This window comes from Acidovorax sp. AC410 (assembly GCF_979253235.1).
The window spans coordinates 2925674-2937494 of the sequence record NZ_CEEDCG010000001.1; the positions used below are offsets into that span (position 1 = coordinate 2925674).

Here is an 11821-nt window from a genome sequence, read left to right on the forward strand (position 1 = left end):
GCAGGCCGTAAGGCCTGCGGGCTTTTTGCTGGTTGGCAGCGCAGTGAGCGGGTCACTGCGCCAGGCCGGGCAATTACATGCCCATGCCGCCCATGCCACCCATGCCGCCCATGTCGGGCATGCCGCCGCCGGCACCGGCCTCGTCCTTGGGTGCTTCTGCAACCATGGCTTCGGTCGTCAGCAGCAGCGATGCCACGGAGGCAGCGTTCTGCAGGGCCGTGCGGGTGACCTTCGTGGGATCCAGGATGCCCAGTTCGAGCATGTCGCCGTAGGTGTCGTTCGAAGCGTTGAAGCCGTAGTTGCCCTTGCCGGCCAACACAGCGTTCACCACCACCGAGGCTTCGCCGCCGGCGTTGTTCACGATTTCGCGCAGGGGCGCTTCGATGGCCTTCAGGACCAGCTTGATACCGGCTTCCTGGTCGGCGTTGTCGCCCTTGACCGAGTCACCCACGGCTTGCTTGGCACGCAGCAGAGCCACGCCACCACCGGCCACGACGCCTTCTTCCACGGCAGCGCGGGTAGCGTGCAGTGCGTCTTCCACGCGGGCCTTCTTTTCCTTCATTTCGACTTCGGTGGCAGCGCCGACCTTGATCACGGCCACACCGCCGGCCAGCTTGGCCACGCGTTCCTGCAGCTTTTCGCGGTCGTAGTCGGACGTGGCTTCCTCGATCTGCACGCGCACTTGCTTGACGCGGGCTTCGATGTCACCAGCAGCGCCGGCGCCGTCGATGATGATGGTGTTTTCCTTGCCCACTTCGATGCGCTTGGCCTGGCCCAGGTCGGCCAGGGTCACCTTCTCGAGGGTCAGGCCCACTTCTTCGGCGATGACCTTGCCGCCCGTCAGGATGGCGATGTCTTCCAGCATGGCCTTGCGGCGGTCGCCGAAGCCAGGAGCCTTCACGGCCACGACCTTCAGGATGCCGCGGATGGTGTTGACCACCAGCGTCGCCAGGGCTTCGCCTTCGACTTCTTCGGCAATGATCAGCAGCGGACGGCCGGCCTTGGCAACTTGCTCCAGGGTAGGCAGCAGGTCACGGATGTTGCTGATCTTCTTGTCGAACAGCAGCACGAAGGGGTTGTCCAGAATGGCCGATTGCTTTTCTGGGTTGTTGATGAAGTAGGGCGACAGGTAGCCGCGGTCGAACTGCATGCCTTCCACGACGTCCAGTTCGGAGTCGAGGGACTTGCCGTCTTCCACGGTGATCACGCCTTCCTTGCCAACCTTGTCCATGGCGTCAGCGATCAGCTTGCCGATGGTTTCGTCGGAGTTGGCAGAGATCGAGCCGACCTGTGCGATTTCCTTGGAGGTGGTGGTGGGCTTGGAAGCCTTCTTCAGTTCGATCACCAGGGCCGTCACGGCCTTGTCGATACCGCGCTTCAGATCCATCGGGTTGATACCGGCGGCCACGTACTTGAAGCCTTCGCGCACGATGGCCTGGGCCAGCACGGTCGCGGTGGTGGTGCCGTCACCAGCGTTGTCGCTGGTCTTGGAGGCCACTTCCTTCACGAGCTGGGCGCCCATGTTCTGCAGCTTGTCCTTGAGTTCGATTTCCTTGGCCACGGACACGCCGTCCTTGGTCACGGTAGGGGCGCCGAACGAGCGCTCCAGCACCACATTGCGGCCCTTGGGGCCCAGGGTCACCTTGACCGCATTGGCCAGGATGTTCACGCCTTCAACCATGCGTGCGCGGGCTTCGCCGCCGAAAACTACGTCTTTTGCTGCCATTTGGAGCTCCTGAAAATTAACTGAATCAATTACGACTGTCTTGGGGGAGAGGGGAAAGCGCAGCGAGCAGGTGCCAGGCTAGGCGCACGGAGCACAGCAACCGGAACGTACTTCCTGTACGTGAGGATTGCGAGCACCGCGCAGCGACGCATGGCGCCTGCGCAGTAGCTTTACTTCTCCACTACGGCGAACAGGTCGTCTTCCTTCATGACCAGCAGCTCGTCGCCCTTGATCTTGACGGTCTGACCCGAGTACTTGCCGAACAGAACGCGGTCACCGACCTTCACGTTCAGGGCGAGCAGTTCGCCCTTGTCGTTCTTCTTGCCGGGGCCGACGGCCAGCACTTCACCTTGATCGGGCTTTTCAGCGGCGTTGTCGGGGATCACGATGCCGGAGGCGGTCGTGGTTTCGCTTTCGATACGCTTGACGATCACGCGATCGTGCAGGGGGCGAAGGTTCATTGCATTGCTCCTGGTTCAAAAATTACCGACAGTACGCAGCGCCTGGAAAAGCCAGTCGCTGCCAAACTTCATCCAGCAAGGGGTGTTAGCACTCCATTGCAGTGAGTGCTAATGATACGGGCATTTGTTGCCGTTTCAAGACATGGGGGTGATTGGAAGATGTCAAACACGCATCCGGTTGTGAGGACCGCCACCGTCGAATGGGGATTTCGTAACTAATTGTGTCGGTTGCCGCGTGGTCTACCCGAAGCTACCAGCGGACAGGTCCAGGATCTCCAGGCGAAAAAAAGGGCCCGCGAAGGGGCCCGAATCCTTGGAGGTGCCAATTGTTCGCGGGGTGCACCAGCCGCCTTGCCGACGCGGCGCCGGCTAGCCCATCAGGCTGCCGCGGATCTCGGAGACCGGCAGGTGTTCCTTGCGCGGCAGAAGGTCGGTCTCCGCCGTTCCCATGTGCAGGCGTGCCAGGTAGACCTCGGGGTCGAACTCCACGCCGATCGGATTGGTCTCGAAATGGGGACCGTTCATGAAGCCGTTGGCGTCGTCGTTGGTCGTGAAGCAGTCGGCCTGGAATTCCATCTGGTTGCCATCAGGGTCGGCGTAGTAGATGGAGACCGTCACGCCATGGTGGATGCACCAATACGGCAGAACGCCCCGGGCCTTGAGTTCGGCGTACTTGGCGAGCAGCTCGGTCAGGCTCTGGAAGCCATAGGCCACATGGTCCACGCCGGGCTGCCCGCGCGGCGCGCGGTCCTGGGAGTCGCCCTTGATGATGCCCAGGTTGAGCAGCGCGACGCGGTGGTGCTCGTCATCGTAGGTGACGAAAGCGATCACGGGGTTCTGGTACTGGACATGGCCGCCGAACACGGTCACGTACCACTGCAGCATCTGCTCGAAGCGGTAGGTGCGGTACACGACATGCGCGAACGAGCGGGGGCGTATGGTATCGGTCATGGACAACTCCTGAAAGAAGAGAGAGGGGGCTCAGACCACCCGCTGCGTCTGGGTGCCGAGCGGGCCGGCGGATAGCGCCATCACGTCGCCACGGCGCAGGAACACGGGGTTGGGCTTCATGCCCAGGCCCACGCCTTCGGGTGTGCCGGTGATCACCACGTCGCCCGGCAGCAGCGTCATGAACTGGCTCAGGTGCGAGACCACCTCGGCCACGCCGAAGATCATGTCGGAGGTGTTGCTGCGCTGGCGCAGCTCGCCGTTGACCCTGAGTTCCAGGGGGATGGCCTGCGGGTCGGGCAGTTCGTCGGCGGTGACCAGCCATGGACCGATCGGGCCGAAGCCGTCGAAGCTCTTGCCTTTGCCCCACTGGCCGCCGCGCTTGATCTGCCAGTCGCGCTCGGACACGTCGTTGGCCAGGCAGTAGCCGGCCACGTGCGCCAGCGCGCGCTCGACCGGCACCTGCCGTGCCAGCGTGCCGATCACGAACGCCAGCTCGATCTCCCAGTCGCCGGCCTCAGAGCCCGGGGGCAGGGTGATGTCGTCGTTGGGCCCGGCGATCGAGGTCAGGGCCTTGTTGAAGACCACCGGCTCCTTGGGGATCTCCATGCCGGCTTCCTGTGCATGCTTGCGGTAGTTCAGGCCGATGGCGACGAACTGGCGGATGCCGGCCACCGGCACGCCGAGCCGCGTGCCTGCGGGCACCACGGGCATGCGGGTGAGGTCGATGGCCGCCAACGCGCCTAGCTTCTCGGGCGCGAGCCATTCGGGGGTGAAATCGGCAACCAGCAGGGACAGGTCGCGGACATTTCCGGCGGCGTCGAGGGCGCCGGGCTTTTCCTGGCCGGGCAGGCCATGGCGTAGCAGCTTCATGGGATGGACTTCAGTAGGGGGTTGGGGGGGCGCTGGCCACGAACTCGATGTGGCTGATGCTGCCGTCGAACATGGAGACCGCCTCGATCACCTGGGGGCGCAGTTGGCGGCGCTCTTCGGACGCGAGCATGCGCTCCAGGTCGGCGCGGCTGGCAAAGGTCACCAGCACCTGGCAGGCGATGGCGGGCGGGGAGTCTTCCAGATTGCGAGGCCACAGCGCGTACACACCATGCACACCGGGCATGGCCGCGAGGCCCGGTACCAGCACCTCCTGCATGTGCTGCTTGAAGCGTGTTTCGGCGCCGGTCTTGACCCGGCCAGTCCAGAACGCGGAACGTATCCACGGGGTTGTCTCGGCTGTCACTGCCATCTCCTTTGTTATGGGAGCGCATCGTAGGACCGGTGCTGCTGCCGCGGGAGATAGAAAAAAGCGCCTGCCGATGCCGCCAGTGAATCAACTTCGCGCCATCGATGGCCAGGTGATCGAAAACAGCTATCAATGCAATGCGTGCGGCATCTGTTGGCACCCTGGCTTCGTTTCTACGATCCCGACTCGCAGAGCGACGACAGCTGCGCCAACAAGCCAAGGATGACAACATGATTCACACCCCCCGCACCACGCCGCGCGTTTTGATCGTCGGTGCAGGCCCCACCGGTCTGGCCCTGGCCATCGAACTGGGCCACCGCTCCATCCCCTGCCTGGTCATCGAGCGCAATGCCCGGGTAGGCCATGCGCCGCGCGCCAAGACCACCAATGTGCGCACGCGCGAGCACCTGCGCCGCTGGGGCATTGCCGACAAGCTGCGCCAGGCCTCGCCGCTGGGCGTGGACTACCCCTCCAATGTGCTCTTCGTGACACGGCTGGCCGGCCATGAGCTGGCCCGCTTCGAGAACGCGATGTACTGCGCGCCCGGCAAGAACCCCATGTACTCCGAGCATGCGCAGTGGATACCGCAGTACACGGTGGAGGAGGTCCTGCGCGAGCACGCCGCCTCGCTGCCGGGCGTGGAGATCCGCTTCAACTGCGAGCTGCTGGGCTTCGAGCAGGGTGACACCGTGGCCGCCCGGGTCAAGGACCTCGAAGGTGGTGGCGAGTCCGTGATCGTGGCCGACTTCCTGGTGGGTGCGGACGGCGCCCGCAGCGCTGTGCGCGACGCCATCGGTGCGAAGATGGAGGGCACCTACGGGCTCTCGCGCAACTACAACGTGGTGTTCCGCGCGCCCGGCCTGGACAAGGCCCACCGCCATGGCCCGGCCATCATGTACTGGCAGGTCAACACCGACGTGCCCAGCCTGATTGGCCCCATGGACAGCGGCGACCGCTGGTTCTTCATGCCCACCGCGGTGTCCGACAGCGTCAAGTTCCGCGCGGCCGACGCCGCGCCGCTGATCCGCCGTGCCACCGGCATCGACCTGCCCTACGAGGTCCTCAGTTCCGACGAATGGGTGGCTAGCAAGCTGCTGGCCAACCGCTACCGCCAGGGACGCGTGTTCCTGGCGGGCGATGCCTGCCACCTGCACCCGCCCTTCGGCGGTTATGGCATGAACATGGGCATTGCCGACGGCGTGGACCTGGGTTGGAAGCTGGCCGCCGTGCTGCAGGGCTGGGGAGGCGCGAGGCTGCTGGACAGCTACGAGGCCGAGCGCCGCCCGGTACACCAGTTCGTGCTGGACGAAGCCACGGCCAACCACTCGACGCTGAGCAACCAGCTGGTGCAGGACGGGCTGGAAGACGACTCGGAAGCGGGCGCACAGGCCCGGGCCGCCATCGGCGCGCGCGTCATGGCCACCAAGCTGCGTGAGTTCAACACCCTGGGCGTGGTCAAGGGCTACCGCTACGCGGCCTCCCCCATCATCGCCGCAGAGGAGGGGCCCGAGCCCGCCGCCGACTTCCTCAACTACCTGCCCTCGGGGCGCCCCGGCAGCATCGCGCCGCACGCCTGGCTGCACGACGGGCGCTCGCTCTACGACACCTTCGGCGCCGGCTTCACCTGGCTGGTCACTGACGGCTCGGAAGACGCAAGCGTCGAGCAGGTGCAGGCTGCAGCACGGGCCTGCCGCCTGCCGCTGACCGTGGTGCAGGCGCCCAAGGGCTCGGTGGCGGCTCTGTACGGCGCGCGCCACGCCCTGGTGCGACCGGACCAGCACGTGGCCTGGCGCGGCGACGCCGTGCCCGCCGATGTGGCGGCGCTGCTGGCGCGTGTGAGCGGGCGGGGCGGCTGAGGCCTTGCATCGGGCGGCGTAGCCGCCCCAGCGTCGGGCAACGAAAAATCGCCGCAACACCGTGCGTGTTGCGGCGATGCTTCATGGGCATCAGGGGCGCATCGGGTGCGCCCGCATCACGTCAGAACGAATGCATCATGCCGATGTTGATGGCCGTGGCGTTCTGTCCGGCCACCGGCCCGTTGGGCCCCAGGGCACCTTGCTCGGCCAGCGCGGGGCCCATGCGGTAGGCCGCCAGGCCCTTGTTGGACAGGCGCGCCACGTTGGCGAACAGCGTGGTGCGCTTGGACAGCGAGTGCCAGTAGCCGACGCCCAGGGACGAGGCATCGGCGTTGTTGGCATCCTTGTGTACGTAGGAGGCCTTGATCTGGCCCACGCCCAGGGGTACCGAGAGGCCGAGCAGGTAGCCGTCGACGTTGGGCAGGCCTGCCACGCGGTTGGTCTGGGCCTGGGCGTGGACCTTCACCACCGAGAAGTCGTAGGTCGCGGCCAGCGATGTCGTGCGGCTGGAGACCGGGCCGCCGGGCCGGCCCACGGTGGCCCCGTCGACCCGGCTCTGCTCCACGTAGGCCCCGAGGTACAGCGGGCCACCGTCGTAGTCGATGCTGGCGGCGCTGGCCCTGCCTGCGGCCTGGCCCTCGCCCAGGGCGTGGTAGAAGCGCGTCGACAGGTTCGCGAACTTGGGCGCCTGGTACTGCAGGGCGTTGTCGTAGCGCAGGGTGTAGCCGCGCTGCACTTGCAGGACATAGGGCTGCCCGCCCGGGCCGAAGCGCAGGAACGGGTCTGCACGCAGCGACTGCCAAAGGCCAGGCGCCCACTGGCTTCCCAGCTGCAGTGTGCCCCAGGTGGGGCTGCTCAGGCCCACGTAGGATTCGCGGCTGAAGAACTTGGTGGAGTCGGTGACCGCGCCCGTGTCCGCCTGGAATCCCGACTCCAGCTTGAAGAAGGCGCGGTTGCCGCCGCCCAGGTCTTCGCTGCCACGCACGCCCCACAGCGACGCGTCAGTGGTCAGCACGTTCAGGCGCGATGCGGCGCGCGTGGGCGTCGAGCCGTAGCTGAAGTGCTCGACGCCGACGTTGATGCGGCCGTACAGCGTGACGCTCGATTGGGCGTGGGTGGAAAACGGAACGGTGGCAGCAACGGCTGCCACGGCAAGCATGGATTTTTTCACTGTGTCTCCTGATGGGTTGTCAGTCACCGCATGGGGTTGCGAGCAACTGGGCCCTGAAGATAGGCAGCGAAGATGTTCCGCAACAGATGACGGAATCGTCGGTTCGATAGCGCTGGCGTATCTCTCGGGCCTCACCCCGTGCAGGGGATGGCCAGCGGCCTGGAGCGATTCAGAATCCGTGGCGCATGCGCGTTTTTGTGATCTGCCGGGCAGCAGCCCGGGTCGCTTAAAGTGCCTGCAGGAGACGCCGAGACCCATGACCACGACTGCAAAGCCCATCAAGATCGATATCTACAACCACGTCATGCCCCCCGCCTACCTGGAGCTGGTGAACCGGCACGGCAAGGAGCCCGGCATGGTCCGGCGCATGAATTCCCTGCGCATGCTCTGGGACATGGAGGCACGTGTGAACATGCTCGACCAGTGGCCCGAGGTTCGGCAGGTCATCACCTGTGCGGTGCCGTCGCCGGAAATGCTGGGCGGGCCCGATGTCTCTCCGGGCTACGCGCGGGTGGCCAACGAAGGCATGGCCGAAATCTGCCGCCAGTGGCCGCACAAGTTCCCGGCCTTCGTGGCCTCGCTGCCCATGAACAACCCGGCGGCTGCGCTCGATGAGATGGACTATGCGATCGAGGTCCTCGGAGCCAAGGGCGTACAGATGCTGACCAGCGTCAACGGCAGCGCCCTGGACCGGCCCGAGTTGTTCCAGATCTTCGAGCGCGTGACCAAGAGGCACGGCATGCCGGTGTGGATGCACCCCACGCGCCCCGCGAGCCGGGCCGACTACCCCGACGAGGACAAGTCGCAGTACGAGATCTGGCAGGTGCTGGGCTGGCCGGTGGAGACCAGTGTCGCCATGGCCCGCATGGTGTTCTCGGGGCTGCTCGAAAAGCTGCCCGATCTGCGCCTGATCACGCACCACTGCGGCGGCATGCTGCCGTACTTTTCCGGGCGTGCTGAAACGCTGTGGGCCCAGCTGGGCAGCCGCAGCATCGATGGGTCAGACGCCGACGCGCTCAAACGCCTGTCCAGGCCGCCGATCGAATACTTCAAGATGTTCTACGGCGACACCGTGCTCGGTGGGTCCAGTTCCGCGCTGCGCTGCGGGCTGGATTTCTTTGGCGCGGACCATGTGGTCTTCGCCAGCGACTGCCCGTTCGACCCCGAAGGCGGGCCCATGTTCATCCGCGAGGGAATCCGCTCGATCGAGGAGCTGGATTTGAACGCAGGCGATGCGCGCAAGCTGTACTTCGGCAACGCGTACAAGCTGCTCGGGATGCACGGCGATTGCTGAACGCATTGCCGCCATCGGGCCGATGGTGCGGGATTCCCCCGATGCATGGCGCACGAGGGAGGGTCGATAATTTTTGGCTTTCTCCCTCTTTCCATAGCGCATCCCAAGCCAAGCTCCGCCAGTGAAGTTCAACTCGATTCGTGATTTTCTGGCAGTGGCGGAGCGTGGAAGTTTGCGTGCCGCAGCGCGCCAACTGGGGCTGGCGCAGCCGGCCATGACGCGCAGCATCCAGGAGCTGGAAAAGGAGCTCGGGGCGGTGCTGTTCGAGCGCCGTGCGAAAGGCGTGCAACTGACACCCATGGGAGAGGTATTCCTGCGGCGTGCGAAGGCGGTGCGCAGCGAGTTCCGGCGCGCCCAGGAAGAGATTGAACAGCTGCAAGGTGCGACCCATGGGCACATCCGGATGTGCCTCTCGAGCGTTGCCCACATGGCCTTGCTTCCCAACGCCCTGGGGCCGTTCAGGCAGGCCTTCCCCAAGGTAACCCTGGACCTGTTTGACGCCGTACTGCCTCGGGTGGAGCTGGAGCTCACGGGCGGGACGATGGACTTCTACATCGGCCCGATCCTCGGGGAGGTGTCCGGCGAGTTGACGGTGGAGAAGCTCTTCGACAACGAGCGCGTCATCCTGGGGCGCAAAGGGCACCCGCTGTCATCCGCGAGGTCCCTGCGGGACCTCGTGGGCGCGGAATGGGTCAGTACCTCGGTGACGCACCGTGCCGAAGATGAGCTCTCTCCCCTGTTCAAGCAGCACGATCTGCCCGCACCCAGGCTGGTCGTGCAGGGCCACTCTGCGCTGACCTTCTTTTTCACGGTGGCGCACTCCGACCTGTTGACGATGCTGCCCCAGCAGTGGGCGCAGGTACCCTTGTTCAAGGGATTTCTGCAGAAGATCGATGTGCAGGAATCACTGGCTGCGCCGCCCATCTGCATCGTCCGCCGCACCGGCCTTCCGCTCACGCCCGCGGCCGAATACTTTTGCGACATGATCCGCAGGGCCGCACTGCACATGGACACCGTGGTGCATTGAGGCCGCGGTGCCCGCTGCGATGCAATCGCAGCATCGGTTCTCCATCTTTCTCATCTGTCCGTTGTTTCTCCCAGGCATTACGCTGCGCGTTCGATGGTGGGTGTGCCCCCGGGCATGGCCCCACGGAAGCCTTTCAACGGAGACAAAAAGCATGAATACCTCATCATTCCAACCCGGCCCTGCCGCCAAGGTCGCGGGCGACCTGACCGGGCGCGTGCGGTTGCCCGGCAGCAGCAACAGCCGCCCCCCGCTGCCCCTGGTGGTCGCCCTGCACGGCGGCACCTACACCTCGCGCTACTTCGACATTCCCGGCGCATCGCTGCTGGACCGGGCGGTGGCCAACGGCATCCCCGTGGTGGCGCTGGACCGCCCCGGCTACGGCGGCAGCCCGGCCCTGCCCGCAGGGCAAAGCACAGTGAAGGGACAGGCCTCCTACCTGCTCAAGGCGCTGGAAGACTGCTGGCAGCGCTATGGCGAGGGCACGCGCGGCATCTTCCTGATCGGCCACTCCATCGGCGGCGCCATCACGGCCAGCATCGCGGCCGAAGCGGCCAGTGCAGCGCCCGCCTTTCCGCTGCTGGGCATTGCACTGTCGGGCATGTGCCTGAAGACGCCGCCCGAGCACAAGCCGCTGTGGGAAAGTCTGCCTGACACCCCGACCGTGGAGATGCCCGGCCCCGTCAAGGTGCAGATGATGTTCGGCCCTGCAGGCAGCTATGCCCCCGCCATGGTCGAGGCCAGCCAGGCCGCCGACGCGCCTGCGCCCAAGGCCGAGTTGGTGGACATCGTCAGCACCTGGACGGACAACGCACCCGCCACGCTCTCGGCCATCCGCGTGCCGGTGCACTACCGCCAGTCGGCGCAGGACCCGCTTTGGATCATGGGCGCCGACGAGGTCGCCGGCTTCGCGCGGGCCCTGGCGCACTCGCCGCGCGTCGATGCCGCCATGGTGCAGCAGACCGGCCACTGCATGGACTTCCACCATTACGGCCACGCGCTGCAGCTGCAGCAGCTGGCATTCGCCCTGCAATGCGCTTGCGAGGCTGCATGACGATGGCACTGCGCAGAAGACAGCTGCTCTCCTGCCTGGCTGCTCCCGGCCTGCTGGCCGTGCAGTGGGACGCAGTCGCGCAGGCCCGCGTCGCGTTCCCGGCCCGGGCCGTGACCCTGGTCGTGCCCTTCACGCCCGGCAGCGGCAGCGACACCATTGCCCGCCTGATCGGTCCGCACTTGGCCGCCAAGTGGGGCCAGCCCGTGGTGGTGGACAACAAGCCCGGGGCCAGCGGTGCCATGGGCGCGCAGGCCGTGGCCCGGGCCGAGCCGGACGGCCACACCCTGCTCATGGCCATCAACACCCACACCATGACGCCTGCGGTGCAGCCCAACCAGCCCTACGACGCAGCGCGCGACTTCGCCGCCGTGGCCAAGCTGGCCGAAGCCAACTTCGTGCTTGCGGTGAACCCCGCCCTGCCGGTGCAGGACGTGGCCTCGCTGCTCGCGCTGGCCAAGGCCCGGCCGGGCAAGCTCAACTACGCCACGCCGGGCAACGGCACGCCGCACCACCTGGCCATGGAGCTGTTCAAGGCGGACCAGGGCCTGTTCGTGGTGCATGTGCCTTACCGTGGCATCGCCAATGCCACGACCGACCTGATCAGCGGGCAGGTGGACATGATGTTCGGCTCCGTGCCCTCGCTGCGCACACAGATCCAGGCAGGGCGAGTCAGGGCGCTGGCCGTGACCGGCGAGAAGCGCAGCGAGTTGCTGCCCGCGGTGCGTACCTTCCGCGAACAGGGCTACCCCGCCATGGACGCGGTGGACGCCTGGTACGCCGTGCTCGCGCCAGGCCGCACGCAGGCCGACCTGGTGCAGCGCCTGAACCGTGACTTCGTCGAGGCGATGGGCCGCCCCGACGTGCAGGCCGAACTGGCCAAGCAGGGCCTGCGCGTGAGCACGGGTAGCCCGGCGCAGATGGGGGCGCTGATCAACAGCGACCTGGCCCGCTGGAAGGGCGTGGTCAAGCGCGCAGGAATCACGGCGGATTGATCCCTGGGCCTGGCCGCCATGGCCAGGCCAGGTGCGCGCGATGCAAGCAAAGCCA

11 protein-coding genes are annotated in these 11821 nt (G+C 66.1%); 5 read left to right on the top strand and 6 right to left on the bottom strand.

Features of this window, described 5'->3' with window-relative positions:
- Positions 1 to 73: 73 nt before the first annotated feature.
- The 5 genes from groL to AC0IZS_RS13635 all read right to left on the bottom strand — a co-directional run bounded on the left by groL (position 74) and on the right by AC0IZS_RS13635 (position 4372).
- On the bottom strand, positions 74 to 1726 hold the full coding sequence (gene groL / locus AC0IZS_RS13615) for a chaperonin GroEL (RefSeq protein ID WP_007854022.1): 1653 nt from the start codon (positions 1724 to 1726) through the stop codon (positions 74 to 76).
- Between the two features lie 170 nt (positions 1727 to 1896).
- Positions 1897 to 2187: a co-chaperone GroES gene (locus AC0IZS_RS13620; RefSeq protein WP_057200209.1), complete on the bottom strand. Its 291-nt coding sequence runs from the start codon at positions 2185 to 2187 to the stop codon at positions 1897 to 1899.
- 369 nt (positions 2188 to 2556) lie between these two features.
- Positions 2557 to 3138 carry a VOC family protein gene (locus AC0IZS_RS13625; protein WP_471636102.1) on the bottom strand — a complete coding sequence of 194 codons (582 nt, stop codon included), beginning with the start codon at positions 3136 to 3138 and terminating at the stop codon, positions 2557 to 2559.
- A 30-nt stretch (positions 3139 to 3168) separates the two neighbouring features.
- Positions 3169 to 4008 carry a fumarylacetoacetate hydrolase family protein gene (locus AC0IZS_RS13630; RefSeq protein WP_471636103.1) on the bottom strand — a complete coding sequence of 280 codons (840 nt, stop codon included), beginning with the start codon at positions 4006 to 4008 and terminating at the stop codon, positions 3169 to 3171.
- A 10-nt stretch (positions 4009 to 4018) separates the two neighbouring features.
- The gene (locus AC0IZS_RS13635) at positions 4019 to 4372 is read right to left on the bottom strand and encodes a putative antibiotic biosynthesis monooxygenase (protein WP_471636104.1); all 354 of its coding nucleotides are present in this window, start codon (positions 4370 to 4372) and stop codon (positions 4019 to 4021) included.
- Positions 4373 to 4605: 233 nt separating this feature from the next.
- Here AC0IZS_RS13635 and AC0IZS_RS13640 point away from each other — a divergent pair, with 233 nt between their 5' ends.
- Positions 4606 to 6231: an FAD-dependent monooxygenase gene (locus AC0IZS_RS13640; protein ID WP_471636105.1), complete on the top strand. Its 1626-nt coding sequence runs from the start codon at positions 4606 to 4608 to the stop codon at positions 6229 to 6231.
- Positions 6232 to 6352: 121 nt separating this feature from the next.
- On the opposite strand, the gene AC0IZS_RS13645 is transcribed toward AC0IZS_RS13640, so the two are convergent.
- Complete coding sequence (locus AC0IZS_RS13645) at positions 6353 to 7402, bottom strand: porin (RefSeq protein ID WP_471636106.1); 1050 nt, start codon at positions 7400 to 7402, stop codon at positions 6353 to 6355.
- A gap of 256 nt (positions 7403 to 7658) precedes the next feature.
- Here AC0IZS_RS13645 and AC0IZS_RS13650 point away from each other — a divergent pair, with 256 nt between their 5' ends.
- The 4 genes from AC0IZS_RS13650 (at position 7659) to AC0IZS_RS13665 (ending at position 11766) form a co-directional block, all read left to right on the top strand.
- The gene (locus tag AC0IZS_RS13650) at positions 7659 to 8696 is read left to right on the top strand and encodes an amidohydrolase family protein (RefSeq protein WP_471636107.1); all 1038 of its coding nucleotides are present in this window, start codon (positions 7659 to 7661) and stop codon (positions 8694 to 8696) included.
- Between the two features lie 121 nt (positions 8697 to 8817).
- Positions 8818 to 9723, top strand: coding sequence for a LysR substrate-binding domain-containing protein (locus AC0IZS_RS13655; RefSeq protein WP_471636108.1), 906 nt, complete (start codon positions 8818 to 8820; stop codon positions 9721 to 9723).
- A 151-nt stretch (positions 9724 to 9874) separates the two neighbouring features.
- Positions 9875 to 10774 carry an alpha/beta hydrolase gene (locus tag AC0IZS_RS13660; protein WP_471636109.1) on the top strand — a complete coding sequence of 300 codons (900 nt, stop codon included), beginning with the start codon at positions 9875 to 9877 and terminating at the stop codon, positions 10772 to 10774.
- Complete coding sequence (locus AC0IZS_RS13665; RefSeq protein WP_471636110.1) at positions 10771 to 11766, top strand: Bug family tripartite tricarboxylate transporter substrate binding protein; 996 nt, start codon at positions 10771 to 10773, stop codon at positions 11764 to 11766. The genes AC0IZS_RS13660 and AC0IZS_RS13665 overlap by 4 nt, the downstream gene beginning before the upstream one ends.
- Positions 11767 to 11821: the final 55 nt, after the last annotated feature.